The 22,092-nt window shown below is 47.4% G+C and carries 20 protein-coding genes; 4 read left to right on the forward strand and 16 right to left on the reverse strand.

Annotated features, from left to right (window positions below):
- Positions 1-4: 4 nt before the first annotated feature.
- Positions 5-613 (forward strand): hypothetical protein, encoded by a 609-nt coding sequence (locus DXZ20_RS36035; RefSeq protein WP_163703248.1) that lies wholly within the window; start codon positions 5-7, stop codon positions 611-613.
- Positions 614-679: 66 nt separating this feature from the next.
- Positions 680-1,144: an ASCH domain-containing protein gene (locus DXZ20_RS36040; RefSeq protein ID WP_163703725.1), complete on the forward strand. Its 465-nt coding sequence runs from the start codon at positions 680-682 to the stop codon at positions 1,142-1,144.
- Between the two features lie 97 nt (positions 1,145-1,241).
- On the opposite strand, the gene crtC is transcribed toward DXZ20_RS36040, so the two are convergent.
- From crtC to DXZ20_RS36065, 5 genes are all read right to left on the reverse strand, one after another.
- Positions 1,242-2,144, reverse strand: a complete 903-nt coding sequence (gene crtC / locus DXZ20_RS36045) for a cyanoexosortase C (RefSeq protein WP_163670169.1) — start codon at positions 2,142-2,144, stop codon at positions 1,242-1,244.
- A 212-nt stretch (positions 2,145-2,356) separates the two neighbouring features.
- A complete protein-coding gene (locus tag DXZ20_RS36050; protein ID WP_163670167.1) occupies positions 2,357-3,931 on the reverse strand; it encodes an FAD-dependent oxidoreductase in 1,575 nt (524 codons plus the stop codon).
- Positions 3,932-4,696: 765 nt separating this feature from the next.
- Positions 4,697-5,695 carry an ABC transporter substrate-binding protein gene (locus DXZ20_RS36055; protein WP_163703249.1) on the reverse strand — a complete coding sequence of 333 codons (999 nt, stop codon included), beginning with the start codon at positions 5,693-5,695 and terminating at the stop codon, positions 4,697-4,699.
- Positions 5,692-6,453, reverse strand: coding sequence for an ATP-binding cassette domain-containing protein (locus DXZ20_RS36060; RefSeq protein ID WP_163703250.1), 762 nt, complete (start codon positions 6,451-6,453; stop codon positions 5,692-5,694). Before DXZ20_RS36060 ends, DXZ20_RS36055 begins: the two co-directional genes overlap by 4 nt.
- Before the next feature lie 2 nt (positions 6,454-6,455).
- On the reverse strand, positions 6,456-7,253 hold the full coding sequence (locus tag DXZ20_RS36065) for an ABC transporter permease (protein ID WP_163703251.1): 798 nt from the start codon (positions 7,251-7,253) through the stop codon (positions 6,456-6,458).
- A 603-nt stretch (positions 7,254-7,856) separates the two neighbouring features.
- Between DXZ20_RS36065 and DXZ20_RS36070 the strand changes: the two genes are divergently transcribed.
- Positions 7,857-8,027, forward strand: coding sequence for a hypothetical protein (locus tag DXZ20_RS36070; RefSeq protein WP_163670154.1), 171 nt, complete (start codon positions 7,857-7,859; stop codon positions 8,025-8,027).
- Between the two features lie 170 nt (positions 8,028-8,197).
- The gene (gene tehB / locus DXZ20_RS36075; protein WP_163703252.1) at positions 8,198-9,088 is read left to right on the forward strand and encodes an SAM-dependent methyltransferase TehB; all 891 of its coding nucleotides are present in this window, start codon (positions 8,198-8,200) and stop codon (positions 9,086-9,088) included.
- Positions 9,089-9,241: 153 nt separating this feature from the next.
- On the opposite strand, the gene DXZ20_RS36080 is transcribed toward tehB, so the two are convergent.
- From DXZ20_RS36080 to DXZ20_RS36130, 11 genes are all read right to left on the reverse strand, one after another.
- Positions 9,242-11,074, reverse strand: a complete 1,833-nt coding sequence (locus DXZ20_RS36080; RefSeq protein ID WP_163703253.1) for a V-type ATP synthase subunit A — start codon at positions 11,072-11,074, stop codon at positions 9,242-9,244.
- 10 nt (positions 11,075-11,084) lie between these two features.
- Entirely contained in the window at positions 11,085-11,768 is a 684-nt protein-coding gene (locus DXZ20_RS36085) for a DUF2764 family protein (protein ID WP_163670148.1), read from the reverse strand.
- Positions 11,769-11,776: 8 nt separating this feature from the next.
- Positions 11,777-12,472 (reverse strand): hypothetical protein, encoded by a 696-nt coding sequence (locus DXZ20_RS36090; RefSeq protein ID WP_163670146.1) that lies wholly within the window; start codon positions 12,470-12,472, stop codon positions 11,777-11,779.
- 42 nt (positions 12,473-12,514) lie between these two features.
- Positions 12,515-12,958 (reverse strand): ATP synthase subunit C, encoded by a 444-nt coding sequence (locus DXZ20_RS36095; protein WP_163670144.1) that lies wholly within the window; start codon positions 12,956-12,958, stop codon positions 12,515-12,517.
- Positions 12,955-14,757, reverse strand: a complete 1,803-nt coding sequence (locus DXZ20_RS36100) for a V-type ATP synthase subunit I (protein ID WP_163670142.1) — start codon at positions 14,755-14,757, stop codon at positions 12,955-12,957. Before DXZ20_RS36100 ends, DXZ20_RS36095 begins: the two co-directional genes overlap by 4 nt.
- A complete protein-coding gene (locus tag DXZ20_RS36105; protein WP_163670140.1) occupies positions 14,754-15,353 on the reverse strand; it encodes a V-type ATP synthase subunit D in 600 nt (199 codons plus the stop codon). The genes DXZ20_RS36100 and DXZ20_RS36105 overlap by 4 nt, the downstream gene beginning before the upstream one ends.
- Before the next feature lie 12 nt (positions 15,354-15,365).
- Positions 15,366-16,715, reverse strand: coding sequence for a V-type ATP synthase subunit B (locus DXZ20_RS36110; protein ID WP_163670138.1), 1,350 nt, complete (start codon positions 16,713-16,715; stop codon positions 15,366-15,368).
- Between the two features lie 812 nt (positions 16,716-17,527).
- Positions 17,528-17,953, reverse strand: a complete 426-nt coding sequence (locus DXZ20_RS36115; protein WP_163670136.1) for a hypothetical protein — start codon at positions 17,951-17,953, stop codon at positions 17,528-17,530.
- A gap of 119 nt (positions 17,954-18,072) precedes the next feature.
- Positions 18,073-18,726, reverse strand: a complete 654-nt coding sequence (locus DXZ20_RS36120) for a GNAT family N-acetyltransferase (protein WP_163670134.1) — start codon at positions 18,724-18,726, stop codon at positions 18,073-18,075.
- A 140-nt stretch (positions 18,727-18,866) separates the two neighbouring features.
- Positions 18,867-20,597 carry an alpha/beta hydrolase gene (locus DXZ20_RS36125; protein WP_163703254.1) on the reverse strand — a complete coding sequence of 577 codons (1,731 nt, stop codon included), beginning with the start codon at positions 20,595-20,597 and terminating at the stop codon, positions 18,867-18,869.
- A 93-nt stretch (positions 20,598-20,690) separates the two neighbouring features.
- Entirely contained in the window at positions 20,691-22,085 is a 1,395-nt protein-coding gene (locus DXZ20_RS36130; RefSeq protein WP_163703255.1) for a cation:proton antiporter, read from the reverse strand.
- Positions 22,086-22,092 lie beyond the last annotated feature (7 nt).

Raw genomic sequence — 22,092 nt, forward strand, 5'->3', positions numbered from 1 at the left:
AAAGATGGTGAGTCATCTCGATGATAAAAAAAGTTGGATAGGATCTTTAGTAATATCTGAGCAATCAGCCAGCAAGATTGGGTATGTCAAAGCGATTAATCCTATGCTTGAAGATGCTGCTGAGACGATTATAGTTGTTCCCTCTCCAATTGTATGGCTGCCAATGGAGATAACGGGTGCTTCTCAATTTGCAAGTGATTCCATTATTGGCGGTGGAGATGGTTGCTTGATAGTTCAATTATCATCTGGAATGACCACTATTCCCCAGAGTGACTTTGGGAGAATAGTGAGTAAAGGTGCCACAATTTCCTGGAAAATTCCTTTAAAAGTTTTTCAGATCTTGTTGGTTAGTTTAGTATCGCTTCCTGCTGGTATGTTGTTTTTAGCTAGGTTGCTAGGTGCTAAACCTCTCCAGCAACAACTCGTTGATTTATCGTCATCCCATGGGGACGACGATGACAATTCTGGCTTATCTCCGATGCGCCAGCCACGTTCCCCAGGTCCTTTGCCAACTCATGATGAAGCTCTAGCGCTACCATTGGTAGATACTCAAAAAGATACAGAAACCTATCCAATGACTCAGTTAATAGTGCAAGAGATCCCTGAACTCTAACTGTAATCTTATAGATAAAGGGCATTAGAATAGCTGACGAACACATTTGTGACGGACACATTTGTTATGAATAGGGCGCAACTAGATCGTTATTGGCAGGCATATTTAGCGTTATATCCAAATTCTCTATGCAGTAATGAAAATTATGAGGCAGAACAATTTGGTGATAATCCTGCCCTAGCAAATGAACTTGGGAACTTGATTCTAGCTGGGGTTAAAACTGCAACCTGTTCAGCTTTATGGGAATGGGAAGCGGAGGGAAGTGAAATTCCAAAAGTAGGGTTAAAAACAATTGTGCTTGATGGTAATGACAATCCATTGTGCATTATTGCAACAACAGACGTAGAAATTCGCTCATTTAATCAGGTCAATGAACAATTTGCCTTTGCAGAAGGTGAAGGTGATCGATCGTTAGAATCCTGGCGACAGGAACATTGGAAGTATTTCTCGCGAGTATTATCTAAGCTTGGGAAGCAGCCAACTCCTGAAATGCTGCTAGTTTGTGAGCGATTTCAAGTCGTGTGCACATAAATGAGACATATTGCTTGACTGAGATTTGATTTGTGGGCAATCGCCTTGCCGTTACTTATTATCCAGTGCTAGAACAGCCGAATCACTTAGTGAAGACTTAGACAGTTTTAGGGGTGATGTTAGTGACGATCAGGTAATAGGCCGCAAGGACACAACCAGAAAAGAGTTGACTGCCCAGGGGACCTTGCCAGAAGTTGAGCCAGCGGTCTCCCCAGTGAACCAGGGCGATGGTCATGAGCATAACCCTAGGGATATTGAATAGCAGGGCAGTCACGATGCCAACCCCCATAAAGCTGAGAATTTGTAAGCGGCTTTGTTTCCTAAGCAGACCGATAACTAGGCTAGCGGCGATGACGGTCAGGGCCATGTCAAAGCCGTTGCAATCCCAATACACATCCACTGAGCCTTGGGGAACGTTGACAAACGATTCTGAGGCGGTCGCAGGCCAATTAAACAATCGCAAAGCCCAAGCTCCTGCATGAGCCATGACTCGCTCTAAATATTCGTAAGGGGTGAAGGCTTCCCAAAGGCTACGAGCTGCCGCTGCCGGTCGGGGGTAAACCGTGACCAGAAAGGACAATACGATAATTGGCTGCTGCCGATAGAACTGCCAGCCCCAGTTAGAAAGGGCAATTCCAATGAGGATGGAGGCCCAAAGGATAGCTTGGGACCATAGGGCAAATCGACAAATTGGAAATAAAAGAACACCACCCAGAATTAAAAAATGCCCGAGACGACGTTCTGTATGAGTGGCTTTAAGCTGAGTAATCTGTTTCCTTTGTCTCCATAGATGGTAAAGTCCAAAACACACAAAGAAAGCAGCAAGGGTGAAGCCATAGGTGCTTTGCAGACCTTTATCCAGGAAACCCAAGAACCATGCAGGGAGATACCAGAGTCCAATCAAGAGACCGATAATTGTCAGGATGCTGTGAAGGTTCTTTGGGCTGTTTTTTAATTTGGAAAAAATAGAAGTTTGGTTTAATTTTTGGGGCTGAAACATTTCAAATCAATCTCATAAATGAACCACCCTAGTTAATTGTCATCTAAGTATTTTCATCTAAGTATATATAGGTGGATTTGATGCAGGTTGGTATCGGGATTTATTCAAGCTTTATCGTGGGGTAGCCAAAGGTTTAAGCAAAGTATATGACCAAAAATATAAGTCTCAAGAGGCTCAAGAGGCTCAGATAATTACAACTCAGTGGGACTCTATCATCTGGATTGTAAGCTCTTCAACCGATCTGCCAATCGTATAGCCAATGCCAAGATCGTCAGAGTCGGATTCGATGATCCAGATGTGGGAAATACCGAACTGCTCACGACATACAGCCCTTCAACTCCGTGCACCTGACAGTTTCGATCAACCACCCCCATCGTCGGATTATCAGCCATCCGCGTTGTTCCCATATGGTGATATGTGTCCCAAATATTCTCAGTCCATTGCTCCTCTGCCTTACTTACCCAATCAAAAACTTTGACTTCTCCTAAACCCAAACGGAGAAACTCACCAGCCACAGTTTTTGTAAACTCATAAATGCTCTCTCGACAATTATCTGTCAACTGCCAATCTAATTGTGCCTTAGGAATGCCTAAGGCATCTTTCTCAGCACTGAGCGTAATACGACTGGTTGGGTCAGGTGATTGTTCGCTATGGCACCGCAATAAAATACGACTCCGGGTATAAACTGGATTGTGTCGTAAAACACCGTATTGATATGCATTGAAAGCAAGGTACGGCAAATCTCGTAGCAGTGATTTTAGCTGACTCCTTCGAGCAGTCTCCAGGCTGGGTTCCTTACCTAATAGACCCAGCAGAACACGCAAGCCATCATCCTGTGAAGGTTGAAAAAATAAATCACCTATTACATTTAAAACTTGTTTTTCTCTTTGAACAGCTTCTGCTAAGGGGATTTTAGGATAGTAATAAGCATCTCGTCGACGATGCCAACTATATAATCTCTGTAACTGACGCGGCTTTTTAGTGACAATCTCTGCTGAATAACAGTCTACATGGTCCTGGAAAAAGCGTCCAACTAGATCATGTTGGTTGCCCAACCCTGTCGGACAAACCTGATTAGAAACTAAGAGTAACCGTGCACTCTCAATCCCTCCACAACAAACAATGGTTGTTGCCGCCCGGACAGTTCCAGTCTTACCTGTCAATGTCCGAATCTGTACTTCTTCTATTTTTGTACCGATGGGATTAGTCACCAGTTGCACCGCATTGGCATGCTGTAACACCCGAAGGCCAGGTGACTGTTGTAACTTTTGGCGATAAGTCTCAAAAAAATTACTCTTGTACGTATATTTAGAAACCAGGGTCCCAATTTTGTCAGGTTCAAACTTAGGAGGATTGAGTCCTAATCGTTGCCAGGCATCTTGACCATATTCGTAGTTACCAAGGTGCATGACCGCTTCTGCTTGCCGGTAAAATGGATCAAGCTCTTGACGACTGAGGGGCCAACCGCTAAAGGGCACCCAGTCTCTTCTCTCAAAATCAATTGGTTCTAGCGGTAAACTTTGCCCACTCCAACGTACAGTTGAACCACCTAGAATACGGTGGCGTCCCTGATGAATACCCAGGTGGGTTAGGCCAATAATTTCACTGTCATATAGGGCCTGAGTGTCTGATTCAGAAAAGCGTCCACCGCTTTCTAAAAGGACAATATCTAATGAAGTTTTAGCCAGCTCTAAGGCCAGTGCAATACCAGCTGCTCCTGCCCCTACAATGCAAATGTCACAATCAATGTTGCTTCCCGATGGAAAGTCTTGAAAATCAAATATCATCCTAAAGCACGCTCTGTAAACTATCAAAATGACTTTGTAGACGCTTTATCCTTCAGAAAAGCTATGTAAGAGGCTGCTTTAAAAGTCCTTGAAGCCTTGTTTAATTATCTCATCCGCTTAAAATCAAACGAGTTTATGGTCACTTTAGATGCATTTATTACTATAAGGTAGGCTTTGATATCCAGATTTCTCCTTGCTTCAAAGTAGTCTCTAATTTAATTAACATATCCCCCCAGCAGAGCCAGGAGAGTTATCCAGTTTAATAGTTCAATCAGTCTTAAAGTTAAAACATCTCAAAACTCACAGAATATAAGCCCTAAGATACAAAGAGATCGAGATAGTTGTCTCTCATCTCCATTGCCGCTTTGAGCGGTTCCAATGTATAAAGCCCCCAGGTTTTCGGGAGGATACACGTACTCAGCAGACGACAATAATGCCCTAAAAAACAATAAGGCAAGGATTACGCTATCACTTTAAAGCTTTTGACAGCTAAATATATAGTATCCCGGAGGCTTTATAGAACCTTTATAAAAAAAAATAAAGTTTGAAAAGATGTTTATTAAGTAGTAATAGGTATAAAAAATAGTCTCTCTATCCGACTTTTGCTCAAAATCAATGCATGATCCGTATCAATAAGCTGTCATCCTTTTTATTGATACATGTCAAGTAAATGTTAATGGCACAATTAAAATGATTTTTATGTGAAACACTATGAAGTGAGGTACATTTTACAATCAACATCTGTCTGAATCTTTATCATTGAAGTTAGCTCTCTGCATAAAACTCTACATCCGGAAGCTGACCTTTGAGCAACTTAGGATTGACCTGCATGAGTGCCTGATAAAATACCTCTAGCTCGGGGCGGGCTTCCATCGCAGGTACATATTCAAACTGATTGGTTTTGAGGGATTGTGCGATTACAGAAGCGGGGGTGTCCATGTATTTAGCTCCCAGCTCTGCAGCATCAGTGGGATTTTGTTGAATCCAATCAAGGGAATCACGCAATTCTGTTTGTATCAATGTCACCACATCAGGATTGTTATCCACAAAGTTGCTGAGGGCAGATATTCCTGCTTGAGGAAAACGGGCCGATTGTCCTGTTACCTGACTCCAGGTTTCTTTAAAGTCTAAATTGTAGAAGAGTTCTAAATCTTGCTGTTGGGCCTTGGCAACAACATTACTGGCATGGGGCTCAGAGAATACTCCCACATCGGCTGCACCTGTCAATAACAGCTGAGCAGTACTCTGAAAGTCCTGGGTGGACTGAATGGTGATGTCCTGGTCCGGCTCTAATCCTGATTGGATAGAGAGAAAGCGGAAGATCATTTCTGGCATTCCCCCCTTAAATGGAATCAGCACTGATTTACCGCGCAGGTCTTCCCACTGGCTAAGTCCTCCATCAGCCGATAGCACATAAATGTTACCCCATACCATTACGTTCAGTAGTTTAATCGGTATGTCTTGTTGATAGAGACCTGCTGCGAGCAAGGTGGGATTGGCAGTGATCTGTCCCTGCCCCGAAGCTAGTAATGCCTTCATTTGGTCATGGTTGCGTATAGCAAAAAAATCAATGTCTGCGATCGCATCCCGCAAGCGACTATGCTCAACTAAGTAGGCCAGGGGAATTGTCAACAAAATTGGCGATCCACCGATGCCTAGGGATGACAGTCCGCCGTTGGTGGTGGGTCGTCCACAGCCAGCGGCAATTGACAGGCCGAGGCTAGCTGTCATTAACTGGAAAAACTGACGGCGGTTGTAAGTCATGGGATAACATTCCTGAGGGTTGAGAGATTAACGGTTTTGAGATTAAAACTGGCGGCAATTTCAGGCAGAGTTTGTAGCGCTGAAAGGGTTTGGTAGATGTAAGCCGGATCCCGCTGATGGGGTGGGCGCTCATTGTGCCAGTTATAGACAATGTGGGCCGGACATCGGGAAAGCACCAGGAGACGATCGCCCATTGTCACCGCTTCCGCCAGGTCGTGGGTCACTAAAATAGCCATTGCCCGATGTTGTTGTACCCAAGTCACCACCAGTTGTTGTAGCTGCTGACGTGTGCCAATATCGAGGGAACTAAATGGCTCATCTAGCAAGAGCAGTTGGGGGTTGATGGCAAATGCCCTGGCCAAATTTACCCGCTGTTTCATGCCGCCACTGAGCTGAGGTGGGTACAGGAACATAGCCTCCGACAACCCGACAGTTTTTGCCAACTGTTGGGCCTGTTGCAGCTGCTGTTGTCGACTGATGCCTTTAGCTTTTAACCCCAGGGCAATATTCTCGATGACTGTATACCAGGGAAAAAGCCGGGGTTCTTGAAAGACATAGGCGGTCGCCATGGATATGCTGCCAACGGTCCCTGTTGTTGGCAACAGCAAGCCTGCTAACACATTAAGGAGTGTGGTTTTACCACAGCCAGAAGGCCCCATAATCCCCACAATTTCCCCAGGCCCAGCGCTCAGATGAATAGCCTCCAAGATTAGCCGGGATCTATAAGAGCGATAGATGTTGTCCAGTAGTTGCATCATTGTCACCATCCCAGGGGTTTAGCCGGTTGTTGCCAGGGTAGAAGCTGTTGTTGCAGTCGTCGCAGCAGTGTGTCGGAGGCCAGAACCAAGCCAATGGTAATCACGATCCAGGCCATCACTTCCGCTGTATCTAGATTGGCGCGGGCGGTATTGAGTTCAGCGCCAATGCCGGTGGGCGTGGCCAACACCTCAGACATGATCGACACGCGCCAGGCGAGGCCTAATCCGGTCACGAGTAACGGTAATAGCCGTGACACCAAATGGGGCCAATAGAGTGACTGAAATCGCGATGTACCGGACAGCTGATACACCTGGGCGACGTCTACTAGGTTGGGGTCAAGGGTCATCACTGCATTGACTACTCCAGCAAACACCATGGGTCCCACCGTAATTGCCACGGTAAAAATTGAGTTGGCGTGGCCCAGACCAAACCACACCATTGTCAACATTAACCAGGCGATGGGGGGTGTACCTAGCAGGGCAATGGCAACAGGGGTGAGTGCTGGACGAACCCAGGACTGACGACCCGCGGCCAGTCCCAACAGACCGCCAATGACCAAGGCCAGGATAAATCCGACCAGGACATGCAGACTAGTGGCTGCGATCGCAGCCCACAGTCGTCTTTCTAAGAGAAGCGATCGCAAAACAACGGCCACCTCAATCGGGGCAGGCAAGATCACGCGACTGTACTGCTGCGAGCCCCATTGCCAGCCCCCCAACACCAGTATCAGTGTCCCCAGGCCCAATAGTATCGACCGCAGCCGAGTCAACGCATTGACATCAGGTTGATTAGATAACATGGGCTGACTAAAACTGAAACACGATACGAAGATTGCCAAGCTCAACAGTGAACGACTCAATGAGAATTTCTATTGGTAAAAAATGCAATCGTCTGTAAATTGCAGCAGCCGGAATGCCCCTACCCACGAATTCTGCTCAGTGTAAGCGCTTAAAACAAGTCATTTCTCACAAGTGGAGATTTAATTTAGATTTATGTAGTAATTATTTGTTGTCTGACAGGTTGTCTTTTGACAACTCTCTTTTAAGCAGTTACCGAGTAACACAGTTTAGCTACAGCCTGCATGATCAGACTTTTATACAAGACAACAGTGCTACCTAAATTTAGGTAGTTATAACTAAATTTAAAGATTTGCATCCATAGCTATATTGGGTGACTTGGAACAACGCCTGTGCCTCTATCTACCGATGATCCCCCCAGTTCATACCCCTAATTTATAGGCCCCAATCAGCCGCAGAACGACTTGCATATCTAGGTCTATCGACCTATCATCGGAACATAAGCTATATCAGGTACAGAGGCAACTGTCTAAAGGCACAAAAAGATTTTTCTTTTAATGTTGTTCTTAGTCAGGCTAAATACGTGTATCTAAGGAGACTAGAATATGTCACGCCAAGTCGGTGATCGTTATGCCTGTGATAAGTGTGGAGCCCAGTTGGTTTATGAAAAGCCATGCCCCTGTCCTTCGGACAGTATGCCCCACTCAGAAATCTGTTGTGGAGAGCAGATGAAGATGGTGCAAGCAGGGACTCCAGAGAATATGAAAAAAGGCTAGGGTGTTGCCCCCTTGGGAAATTTCCACCGAATTAACACTATGAAAATAAGTAGGTTTTGACGTAAATGGTTCGGCTGAAGCTGGGTTTGAAACATCACCGTCGAAGCCTTAGTTAAATGGTGAGTATAGAGAGCAGTGAAGGACTGCAGATATAACCGCAGACATAACCTATGACAACAGCAACTATAGACCCACTGGTTAAATACAAAACCCTACCTATCTGGGCAGAAACAACGTTACCAGAATCGTTTCAAACTCAGCACAATACAAAGCCAGGCACCTGGGGAAAAATCACAGTATTAGCAGGCCAATTGCAGTATGAGGCCCTAAATGAGGCTGGAGAGATCCTGTCTACCGACATCATCACCCCACAGCACACAGACTTCTTTGTATCACCAGGAGCCTGGCATCGGGTCAAGCCTCTAGGACCCCTACAGTGTTTTGTTGAGTTTTACTGTCGCTCCGAAGACTACTTTCAAAAGAAATATCATTTTGCAGCGCCTCACCGAGATATCCAGGCGCTCATTCAAGGACCTTTGGCAGACTGTCAGGCGATGAACGTCTTAGATTTAGGTTGCGGGAAAGGTCGCAATTCTACCTATTTATACGCTAAGGGGCATCAGGTGACAGCATTGGATAAAAATACCAGTGCTATTCAGCATCTTCGGGAGATTATTCAAACGGAAAAGGTTGGGGATAGATTTCAAGCCCGGGTGCACAACATTGAATCAGCGGCGCTTGATGACTACTACGATTTGATTATTTCCACGGTTGTTTTTCAGTTTTTGAGGTATAAAACTCTATCCCATGTGATTGAGAACATGCAGGCTCAAACGAAGCCCCAGGGCTATAACTTTATTATTGCCCCAGTTTCATCGTCGGAGTTTCCCTGTCCCCTCAAATTTCCGACTACCTTGGTGCCCCAGGAACTGCGTGACTATTACAAGCACTGGCATATTTGTGAGTATCAAGAACAAGTGGGCAAATTTCATCGCAAAGATAGCAACGGCAACCCTATTGAATCTATCTTTGCTACTCTGCTGGCTCAGAAACGTACTTAGCCCCCTAAAGGATGTCGTCGTCTCGCCGGGTTAGTGAGAAAGAAGGCGTCCTTAGCCTGTCCTCGAATGAGGACAGGCTAACCCAGTTGAACTGGATGGTCAGGGTAGCCTGCAATACGGGGCCAGACTACCTCAGTAGATCACTCTAGTAGATCACTCTAATTGTGATAGCTCACTGAGGGTAACGGCATCCGCTAGACCATAAATTTGCTTCAAGTAGTCCGTATACTCAGAAGATTTTTTTCGAGAATAGTTGAGGTTCTTATACAGACCGATCAGGTGAGTAAAATAATCTCGGGCTGACGATTTATTGTCAAACTTATAACATCTAGTCACCAGGTCATTGACCAGGTTAAAGCTCTCTTTCTGACGGGCTAGGGGTGTGCTGGAATCAACGGCATCAAAGGCATCCTGTTGTAGATAGACCATGTCCACAAATAGGGATTTTTGATACGTCACATAGTCATCCAGGGTCACCCCATCCTCACCCGTGACTTGCATCATCTGATAAATACTATCCCCTTGTTTCAAGAGACTGTTCATGGCCTGGACCTGGTCAACCCAGTCAGAGGCAATCTCCTTTTTTAACCATGGTGTGAGTTGGGTCAGGTAGCGCGACCACGAAATTAACGGATCGATAGCTGGATAAAAACGCTTGTATGCCCGATCATAGCTCAGACCTAAGAAGGTTTTAACGGTGCTCATGGTGGATTGGGTGACCGGTTCTTCAAAGTTTCCTCCGGCCGGAGAAACAGTGCCTACCATGGTGAGACTGCCCACACTGCCATCATTGGTGCGAATCACTCCAGAGCGCTCGTATACTCCTTTAATTGAAGAGTCTAAATAAGCTGGAAACGCTTCCTCCCCAGGAATTTCCTCCATCCGCCCTGAGGTTTCTCGCATGGCCTGAGCCCAGCGAGAGGTGGAATCCGCCAGGAGGAGAACGTCATAGCCCATTTGACGATAGTACTCACCTAAGGTGATACCGGTATAGATGGACGCCTCGCGGGAGGCCACTGGCATGGAAGACGTATTGCAAATAATGATGGTACGCTCCATCAGTGAGGCCCCTGTCTTTGGATCTTTCAGTTCTGGAAATTCAGTGATGGTTTCTACCACTTCACCCGCTCGCTCACCACAAGCAACAACCAGAACAATATCAACGGCGGCATATCGAGACAGGGTGTGCTGCAATACGGTTTTGCCAGCCCCAAAAGGCCCTGGGATACAGGCAGTGCCCCCACGGGCAATCGGGAAAAAGGTATCAATAATCCGCTGGGTTGTCATCAGCGGCTCGTCAGGGTAAAGTCGCTCTGAGAATCGCTGTGTCAGCAGCCGTTGTGGCACCGATCGCCGTACAGGCCATTGTTGAGTCATATCCAGGGTATGCTCTCGACCACTGGCCTCCCGGATGCGAGCGATCGGCGTGTTCACGGTGAAACTCCCCTGTTGGATCCAGATCAGCTCCACCTCACCCGGTTGATCGAAAGGGACCATAATTTTATGGCGAAATCGACCTTCCTGAACCGTACCGAGAGTATCTCCAGCCTTGAGTTGAGCACCCAAATGTACTGTCGGCACAAATGACCATTTCTTCCGCTCATCCAGGGCCTTGACATCGACACCCCGAGGTAGAAACGTACCGTAGGATACTGCCAACAGATCTAGCGGGTTTTGTAGACCGTCATATACTTGACCGAGTAACCCCGGCCCCAAGCTGACAGAGAGTAACTGGCCCGTTTGCTCCACAGGATCGCCAATTCCCACCCCCCGCGTACTTTCAAAGACCTGGGCATCGGCTTCATATCCCCGTACCCGCAGCACTTCAGCCTTGAGTCTCTCAGTCCGACCGTCATTCTGCCGCTGGGGGGAAATGTAGACCACTTCATTCTTGGTCAAGGGACGCCCGTCCGTCGGGGCCATTTTAATGGTGACAATATCTTCTTGAACAGCAACAACCCTAGCTGGCTTGTACATTTCAGACATCGGACTCTCCTCATACAAACAGCTGATCAAATTCGCCCACCCCAGCGTCCACCAGGTTCTTGAACCGCTCTACGGCCAACGGGCCATCGTATCGAACCCATCGATCAATCAAGTCCCAACGCATTACATAAATTACCACTGCTTCAAAATCGAAGTAGTGCTCTGCTCCTAACTGACCTAATCGCTGCCAAACGTAGCTAAATAACACCCGTTCTAACGCCACTGATTCATCGGCATGCAACAACTGTTGGGCTTCTAACAGCCAGGGGAAATTCCCCTGTAGTCGAAAGGCGGGTTCTGTCCAATGACGTTCAATGTGTTTAACCCAGCGCCCATACCCCCAGGGTTCTCCCACCGGTGCGGTTTTCTCGCCTCGCTGACGACGGCGTAGGGCGGCGACAATCGTGTGTAGCTCTAAGCGAAACGCGACGACTTCTCGCAGGAGCGGATTTTTGACCTGCTGAAAGAATTGCTCTGCTGCTGCTACAATTTCCGCATCTGTTCGCGATATGGGCACATGGTGCCAACGAATTAAGGACTGTATTTGCTGCAGGCGTACAGCATCTTCCTCACTCAGCATCTTCAGACGAGCTTCCAGTTTAAATCGCGACAACGGCGTCTGCTGGGCTTCAAAAAGTTCGCCAAGATAGGGCAGGCTTGCCATCAGGGTGACGTACTGGTTGGCCTTAAACATTGTTATACCTATTTGACAATGCCTTCTAGAAGTGCGCGGAAACGGGGTTGAAGATACTGAAGAAGTACATCGGCAATGGCGCGATCGCTAACATCTAGCACAACTTCCTGATCCACCAGTCGGATCCTCAGGCCCCCGTGATTATCGTTAGCCACACCAAAGGTGATGCCTTCTTGCAGTGCTTCTTGACTAATCAGACGGATAAAATGGGTTAATATCCCCTGTTCCAATTCCTCAGGGTTACGACTGAGTTCCTCAAACCCTGCCACATTACGAGGCAACAAGATCTCCACTGATTGCGCATCGTCAATCTCGTCTTGAGCTCGGCCTGCTATTTCTAGAATAAGTCGCTGTAAGAGTTCTGGTTTCTGAGCTTCGACACCGACTAAGCGACGCACCTCCCCGGCAAATCGCTGGCTCAACTCCATTTTGAGAGAGAGCATGGCATCACGGGCGGCAACTTCTAGCGCTTGATGACCCGCTTTTTCCAAACTGTCTGCCTCTTGTCTGGCCTTAGTCAGAACCTCACTCGCTTTTTCATGGGCTTGCTCAATAATTAACTCGGCTCGTAATTGGGCATCTTTTACAATCTGTTCCCCTTGAGCCCGACCACTGGCGACGCCTTCATCTCGCAGTCGTGCAACTAGGGCATCAACCCCATGGGCGGCGGGTATATCTGATCGGTGAGATTTATTGTTTCGCACGGTTACATTTTCCCCCTTTTTTACCTATGGCAGACCATCTGCCTATGGCAGACCACCTGCCGCTACCAGAGCGAAGACAAAGGCAAACACGGCGAAACCTTCAATAATGGCGGCAGGTGCCAGGGAAAGCCCAAAGATTTCAGGTTTGGCTTTTGCTCCTGCGATCGCAGAGGCACAGGCTTGACCTTGATAGATCGCCGATAGCAGAAACGCCAGACCGGATCCCACACCAATACTAAATAACCCGGCAGCATTATCCACGGTCACAAGACGGTTTAGGGAAAACAGAACCACAATGCCATAAATCGACATGGAAGAGGGCAAAGCTGATAAACCAACAAAGCGACCATATCCACCTTTAACCTCAAGCATTGCCCCAATGGCCGCTTGTCCAGCGATCTTACAGCCAAGGGCGCTGCCAATTGCCCCCAATGACACAGGAGCGTATATGCCTATCCACCCCAGGAGAATGATAAATTCATTCACGGATTACTCTCCTTTTTTGCAAATGCCTGAAAGGGATATCCTTCATCAGTGATACCCCAATTAAAAAACTCAATAAAATTCAACCGCAAACCATGGACAAACCCGCTAATGATCCCCAAGGCTAAATTAATGCCATGGCCCAGTAACAGAATCAAAATGCTGAGCAACAACCCTAATCCTGGCACTGACTGATACACCTGGTGGGCTAGCTGGTTGAAGGTTAAGGCCAATGAGGCACTGGCTAATCCTAGCGCGAATAATCGTAGATAGCTCATAATATCCCCAAACAGTTTGGAGATCTGGGATAACGAACCCAGGCCAGCCACCAACCGTAAGGGCAGATTTTTTTGGCGACTGCCGAGAAATCCGCCTAAGAAAATCACTAAGAAACCGCCCAGTAGTAAGCCAATGCCTAGATGGTGCCCGACGGCTTCTCCCAGCCCTAGTGACAAGGTTAATCCGCCAGCAATAACAACAATCCAACCCAGTGGTTTCGCCTTTCCGGCAAATCCACCGGCACCAAGGGCGGCGATGATGTTCGCGAACGTAATATGCAAACAGCCAATTGCGATCGCAAGCTGCATCATGGCATCGTAATTGTTGATATTTAGCACCTGAAAACGGGTGAGCCATGATCCAATGCGCGGGATCTGTTCAGGTCCGGCACCGAAGTAGCTACCGACCAAAACACCATAGATGATGGCCGCTATCAATCCCATTACCGATAGGATCCGGAAATGTCGACCGCCTGCACTGCTCCCCATGGACGGCCAGTAACAAGCCACAATGACTGCAAGCACCAGGGCATAGCCAGCATCCGAGAGAATCATCGCAAAAAAGACGGCAAACGAGAAGAAAACCGCAATCGACGGGTCCCAGGTACGATAGCCGGGGGTTTGGTAAAAGCTGACCAAATCTTGCCCACTACTCAGCTCCGGCGGATTATCCATCAGGGTGGGTGGGGCATCGTCAGGACGGGCCGGTTCAACCAGGAGTGCCAGTTCCTGTTGTTCAGCAAACGCTTCCAATTGCTCTAACTCTCGGGCAGGCATCCAACCCTGGACCATAAAGATGCCAACTTCCTTACGGGTTTGGGTACTCGCATACTGAATCGCTGCCCGATCGTCAGCCCGCGCCAGATTCTTAGAGAATAAATGTATCCAGCGACTTAGGGCCTCATGTTCAGCATCCAAGTCTTCTAACTGGATCTCAACCCGTTGTAACTCATGCTTTAAATCCGTTAGCGGCACTGCCCCGGTGTACGTGCGAGCAACGGGCAGGGCGTTAGCGGGAGGCTCCTGTTTAGAAATGACTACAACATAGGTAAATCGATGATCCGCAGAGACCTGTTGCCAAGGCCACTCCAAATCCTGGAGAGATTTCATCTTCGCGTAGGGCACCCGATAAAACCAGAGTCGGTAACCACCCAGCTGGCCGAGATCGGGTAAGGTAAAATCACCCCAGGGCTCTAAATCTCGGATGCGATTCACTAAAAAATATCGCCTGTCCTCGGCCTCCCGACGGTTTTGTTTATTGGCCAAAGCCGCTGCTAACACGTGATCAAAGTCAAAATCCACATGCTTCAACACCTGATGTCGCCTACGCCGTACATCCATCAGATATAGCAGCGCTTCATGGGCATCTTCATCCCGCACAAATAGCTCTGCCTCTGATTCTTGAGCAGGGGGCTGGAGTGGGATCAAGTGGAGGCATCCCAAACGCTGTAGGCCCTCAAGTACCTTCTCTTGATCGTAACTTACCCCGCAAAGGGTGACTTTGTTTAAGGGAACAATACTCATGCAGCCACTCCCTTCTTCCGCTTGGCAATCTTTGAGTTCACCACAGCGGCCCGTGCGGCATCCGACAAATAAATCTGGATTTTTTTAATATTTGCCTGGGCTCTTGGGATCAGCACCTTATCAAACAGGTTGACTCGCTGGGTAATCTTGCGAGCAGCCTGATTTAGCAACACTTGCCGTTGCTCAGCCACCTGTAATTGCAGGCGTAATTCCACCGCTGTTGTGAGGGCGTCCACCACACGCTCGACCCAGTGAGGTCTGCCCAAGAAAGCATACTGGCGCACTTCTATATCAACCTTCTCCAACTTAGGCAGACGGGTTCCCACAACATTTTCTTCCACTATCTGCACCCCAACGACCTTAACAATATCGGTCAGATCTACCTCCTGAGTTGATAGCATCAACAGCTCGCTGGCAATCAGAGGATCTAACTCTCCCAGCTGCTGGCGAACATCCATGAGCCTGCGTCTAGCTCTGGCCTGCTCAGCCAGTAACTGACGGCGTTTCAGGTCGAGAGATGGCAAGACGTCTTTATAGGTTTTGAGTTGTCGTTGAAGTTTGGTAAGAGACGCCTTATTTAATGCCAACCTTGCCATGGTCGCCTCCTATTACTGCATCTCTTTTGGAAAGTACTTGTCAATCAGCGCCTGTTTCATCAACAATTCTTGAGGTTCAAAGCACTCGGCTAACGTTTTCCACCCCAGGTCAAGCGCCTGCTCAAGGGAAATAGAGACATTAATGTCCATGAAGCGCTGTTTGAATAGCTCACCAAATTTCAAGAGCTTATGATCAAAATCAGACAGTTCAAATGCCATCGCCTGCTTCTGTTCAGCATCTTTGGCATTGGAGTAAAAGCGAACCATCGTATTCATAATCTGACTATGGTCTTCGCGAGTCGCCTTACCAATAACATGCTGCTTAAGTCGTGACAACGAACCAAAAGGATCAATCACCCCATCATGGAGATAGAATTGCCCCTCGGTGATGTACCCCGTATTGTCTGGCACTGGATGGGTGACATCATCCCCAGGCATTGTGGTCACGCTAAGAATAGTCACTGATCCCCCCTGGGCATAATCACAGGCTTTCTCATAGCGACGAGCCAGCTGGGAGTATAGATCACCCATATAGCCCCGATTTGACGGTACCTGATCCATGGCAATACCGATCTCTTTAAGGGCATCGGCATAGGCGGTCATGTCTGTCAGCAATACCAACACCCGCTTCCCTTGTTCCACAGCAAAACGTTCCGCTACCGCCAGGGCCATGTCGGGAATCAGGGTACGTTCCACAATGGGATCAGATGCCAGGTTAACAAACATCACAGTGCGAGAGAAAACACCGGCATCTTCAAAGGTGGTGCGAAAAAAGTGGTAATCATCAAAAATGAGACCGAGTCCGCCAAAGACCACAATGTCTGCATCAGCCTGAATGCCAATGCGAGCTAGGAAAGGGTTAAACGGCTCGCCAGCGACAGAGAAAATGGGTATCTTCTGACTCTCGACCAGGCAATTAAACACATCAATCATCGGCACATCGGTGCGGATCATCTTAGATGCCAACACCCGCCGCATGGGATTAACGGACGGTCCACCAATGGGGACTTTAGAATCCTGTGATAGATCGGGTCTGCCATCAATGGACTCCCCGGTACCGCGAAATACCCGCCCTAGAATGTTGTCAGAATAGGTAACCTCCATGGGATGCCCTAAAAAGCGAACAGACGAATTTGTCGCCACACCTTTCGTGCCACCAAACACTTGAAGAGCAACCGTATCATGCTTAATGTTAATAACCTGAGCCAGAGATAGGCTATCCTCATCATCGCCTTCCACCACAGCTAAGTCGCCATAGCGCGGCCCAGTATCTTTCAGGTAAGCACTCTCAGGCACTTGCACCCGCATGATGTCGCCAACGATCTCAACTACTTTAGAATAACGAACGAGAGTTTGTGGCATAAGAAACACTCTGGGCTAAAAGATGGACACCCTAAGGACTAAATATCTTAACAAAAATGGTATTTTTTATTACTTGAAGCGAAACAGAAAACTTAAAAAACTTAGTAATATTCAAGTCTAGCTGGAGCAAAATCTTGAACAGAGCATCTAAGGAGATCTTGAAACCATAATTTCAGTTCATTAAGCCATACACCAGCCAAATAACAAGTAAGTACATCAGCTCTGGTCTACTTACTGAAAACAAAACAAATCGTTAGCAAAGATTCAAACTTGTCTGAGATTAATGAACAACGACCAACAAGATATCATTTTACTCACTCTGAACCATAGCAACACACCAAGTGTAAACACGGATCAGCAAAACGACTGCACTCAATCAAGCAAATAAACTAATCTCAATGAACCCATGCAATAACATTGCCTTATCTCCAACAGAATTTAAGGTTTTCTAAATAGATTCAATCACCTTTCTCTCATCTTTCTCATCAAAGCAGAATATTTTCTTTTATTACCCTCACCTTTCGAAAGAAGAGATATACAATAACAAGACTGTATGTCTGTGGCTAGCGTCACAATCATCAATAACAGAGGTGATTTCAGAGATTTCAGGAATAAAGATGCATCTTTATAAATGTCAGGGTATCTTAACTTCTCTATGCCGTATTTATAGATATCAGCGGTGTCAGAAAAATCAAGATAATCAGGTGCTGTTATACAGCTATACAGCCTTAATCAGTCACCAATCCCAGGTCTTCTAACACATTTGGGACTAGAGGTAGGATAGGCTCTTTTAAGGTCGCAACAACCAATCCCTAGGCACGTCGAAACCACAATAAACACCAAGCAGGTATCACAGGCAGCATCAGGTATAACAAATACTGTAAAAATGACACACTATCACCAGGTCTAACTAAAGTGATTTCTTTCAATAGGGGTAACGCGAATGACAGCATAATCAGGCTAAATAGTCCGACTAAGAGTCTGCCTCGCTGAAATTTCATCCATCGAAACCGGGTTACAAGACTGATGAGCAAGGTTTCTACCGCTAGAGCTATCTGGATATAAACCATGCCCATGACTAATCCCAATACCCAGTTCTCAATTGGCCTTACCTGATCTGGATTGAGTGTTCCGTACCACCAATCCTGCCACCAGGCTGCCACACCGATCACGATCAGCAACCCCAACAAACTAATTAGCCCAAGAATGATAGTTCGTAGTAGCTTGGCAAAAGACATGGCACAGCAGACAATTAAAGGATTGAGTTGTAGATGCTGCCAAGGCGGACCCATTGCCAACTATACACAGTTAGAAATGAGGCTCCGCCCACTTCTAGTATCGTCTTAACTTTTGTACGCTATGGGTTGCGCTTGAGTGTCCAGAAGGGTGGCGCATCGGGGGCTGTTTTCTGGATCTGTACAATTTCAAATCCATGTTTCTGATAAAAGCGTACGGCTTGTTCCGTAAACGTCACCAAATAGCAGGCTACCCCTTCATGGCTTGCCTGTTGCAAAATCGGCTGTAGTAACCGACGGCCCACGCCTCGTCCCTGACAGGTGGGATGCACTACCATCAAGCCCAAATACCAATGGGGGCAATCGCCCATATCTTGTTGATGGGCCTGCTCAACAGCCGATAACAACGTTAGACATCTTCCCAAGCGATTCCAGCGAAACTTTGTGGGTAAGGCATACAGCTGGAGCTCCCAGATCATTTTCAATAACTCAAGCGGATTACTAGAGAGTTCTCCCGGTGGTAGCCCGGCGGCAATTCCTTCTAAATCCTGGGTTGTATAAACATGATTGTACTGAGTAGAATACACAACCAGTTTGCGCATCAACCACGTCAAAGACTGCAGCCGAAATTCTCGATCGTCAGAGATTATATACGTAAAGACTGGATCGTCTGCAAATGCCTTAGCGGCCACCATACCAGCATCTAAAACTTGTGATTGCTGTAGTTGGATAACATCAGATGATGGCTGCGGTTGTACAACACCAGACGTTTTCATGATTCAGGTTCCTTAGTTACGGTTCGAAATGAACGTTAGAATTTGTCGTTTTTCACTGGTTTAACTGTAATCAAACCAGTGTCCCTAAAGCGTCCCTAAAGCGTCGAACCCCTGCCAGTCATGGATTTAATGCGCTAACGTTAATTTTCAGCACACCGACGCCCAGACAAACAGGGGGGTAACGACCTGAGCAGATGCAGCCTGGTGGGGTCTACGCTCACGGTCTCCACATAGGCGGCAGTGAGGTAGGGATTATAGGTTTCATCCCCCATTAAAGAGACCTGACCATGGGCAATCAACAGCGTCACCATCAGATTAAACAGCCATTGTTCACTGGCGTTAAAGCGTTCTACAATGCCACTTCTGGGATACGCCAGGTCCAGGATCGCCCGCGTCAGGGCAGAGGTGTGGGATAGATTTTCAGCCAGGTAAAAATATTTTTCAGAGGTGGTAAGCCCCTGGAAAGCAGCTAGCTGCTCTTGCACAATGGGAGTGGCAATATCATAGGCTCCACCCACAATGACTACCGGAATCTGAATATTTCTCATGCCCTTGTCTCCAAACAGATTGCTTAAGGGAGACAGGGCAAACACCGAGCCAATGCGCTCATCGGCCAGGCTACCATCGAGCAGGTGTTGCAACACCTGGGGAGCAGATTGCAGCTCTAGCAATCGACATTGAATTAGCAGGGCAATATTGACATTGTCAGGCACAAAATCGGCGTCTAGATCACACTGTTGCTCCAGGAGGTCCACATCAACGGTTGCCCCAGCGGCTGCTAATACGGTGTACCCTCCAAACGAATACCCGACCAGACCTACGCGTTCAAGCTGTAGCCGTCCCTGAAAATCAGTTTTGTTTTTCTCTTCTAGAGTGTCAAGGAGAAACCGAATATCCAAAGGGCGATTGATAAACTCCATGACATCAAAAGATTCACGGTTTAGTCCCAGGGCCAAATCATCCTGATAGGCTGCGTTACTGCCAATGTGCTCGGGCACAGCGACCACAAATCCGTTGGCGGCTAAGCTGCGAGCAGCGGCTACCGCATCTGGATTGGTGCGGGTCTCTCCGTAGCCATGGGACAACACCATCACTGGGATGGGTCCGAGAACGGCACTGAGGTCAGTGGGGAGATAGAGATCGGTGGGATAAGTGCGGTTGCGATCGCGATCCTCCAACATCAGCGATTGTTTCACCACATCAAACCGAGGCACATCTGCCAGCATGGGTAGCGCCTGATAGTCCAACATCGGCTCAGTGGCAGCAACAGCAACAGACTGTTGAATGGTCGCCTGCACTAAGCTGTCAGTAGTTTCAATATTGGTCTCAATAGCCTCAGATAGCGCCAAAATTTGTGGCAAATCCAGCCTGATACCATTCGTCGGGTAGAACCGGAGGATATTAATCAGCGATAGACCCGCCGGATCAGCCGCCGCCAACACCATCGCCGCTCGAATCGCCCGCTGACCATTGTGACGTCCCTCAGTTTTAATCAGCTGCCCAGCGTTCGCTAAAACAAGTTCTCCGATGGGAGAATACAGCCACTGAGACAGCACAAACGGATCGGCTATTTGTTCAGGAATACCGTCATTTAAAGCCACTAAGGGAGTACTCAAAGTCCGCTGAAACGCCTGACGATTTTCCGGTGAAACCCTATCCAAATAAGGGGTTAGTTCATCGTCTATGGTGCCTTCTGTGGCAAATGCTTCTAGGGATGAGATCGAAATCTGTCGCCCTAAAACACCGTAGTCAAAGTAAAGTTCATCCGCTGAGCGAACGGGTAAGGGGCTCATTATCCCAGAAAGGATACCTAAAGCCGTAGCTTGCACTAACCGTCGAATCACCTTGAGATAACCTGTTGTAAAACCCATGATAGTTGTCTCAGTTTATTGGATCAGTTTATTGGATAGTAGGGGCTTGCACCTGTCTTGGGATCACAGATGTCACCAAGCCGAATTTCAGATTTATTTCGCAACAGGCTGTTGCTCCTGATTAGTTACAGTCTGGTTACTAGCAAATACCCATCGCAGCATCGGAGGAGCCACAAAGGTGGTGGCAATCACCATCAACACAATGGCAACATTCAAGGAACCGGTTAATGTCCCTGTGGTGGCCCCCAGACCTGCAAATACTAAACCCACTTCTCCCCGTGGCACCATGCCAGTACCAATGGCTAGCCGATTCACATTCTCTTTAGAAAAGACAAAATATCCAGCGGCTAGTTTGCCCAAAATGGCAATCACAATTAGGAATGCTGCTATCACTAAACCAGTTCGACTCTCAGGATTCGCCAAGTTCAGGACACTCAAGTCAGTTTTGGCCCCAATGGACACAAAGAATACCGTTGCAAATAGAGCAACTAAAGGCTCACAGGCCTTCTCTAAAGCTGCCGTTGCTTTTGTATTGCCAAGAATTATACCGGCTGCAAAACAGCCAAGGATTTCTTCCAAGCCAATCACATTCGCAATCGTGCCCATCAACGATAGAAAGATAATGGAACCGATCAGCACACTATACGGATTACTGAATCTGCTCAGAAAGTTGATGTAGCGGGGACCAAAAACCTTATTCAAGACAATGGCTGATATTACAAAAAGTGTAGCGCTGACAATGGTGCCAATGACGCTAGAAATCTCCACTGTTCCATGCTCGGCAATACCGATGGCCACGGCTAAAATAGCAATGCCAAGAATATCGTCTAAAACGGCAGCACCGAGAATAATTTGCCCTTCCTTGGTGTTCAATACTCCCATATCTTGCATGATTCGAGAGGTAATGCCGATACTGGTAGCCGTTAGTGCTGCCGCCGCAAAAATTGATGCGATCGCGGATAGATGAAAGATCGAAGTCAGACCCACAAACCCGGCTACAAACGGGAGAATCACCCCTGCCACAGCGACTGATGCCGCCTGGGGACCCACCTTGATTAACTCTTCGAGATCAGCTTCCAGACCAATCTTAAAGAGCAAAACCCCCACACCAAGCTCGGCATATTGATTCAGTAAAATCCTTATCGGACCCGCAAAAACTTCTTGAATTGTCGTAGTGTCACTACCAGAAATTAGCTGAACAGCGGCCACGGTCCAATCAGCGACTTCCCCTCCATTACCCAAAACAATACAATGAATACCTGAAACACCCAGAATAAAACCAGCAATCAGTTCACCTAGAACTGCAGGCAAACTCAAGCGAATAGCAAGTTCGCCAAAAAGCTGAGCAAACAGAAAAACGACAACGGTCACAAATGCAACTGCTGCGGCTAACGCTTTAGCATAGAACTCGCTTTCAACTCCAACAGCTGAAGCTAGCAGCGGAGTAAGCACAGAACTCGTGACAACAGAAAATGAAGAAAGAATCATAGTTCAA

Source organism: Adonisia turfae CCMR0081, assembly GCF_011009555.1.
GTDB lineage: Bacteria > Cyanobacteriota > Cyanobacteriia > Phormidesmidales > Phormidesmidaceae > Leptothoe > Leptothoe turfae.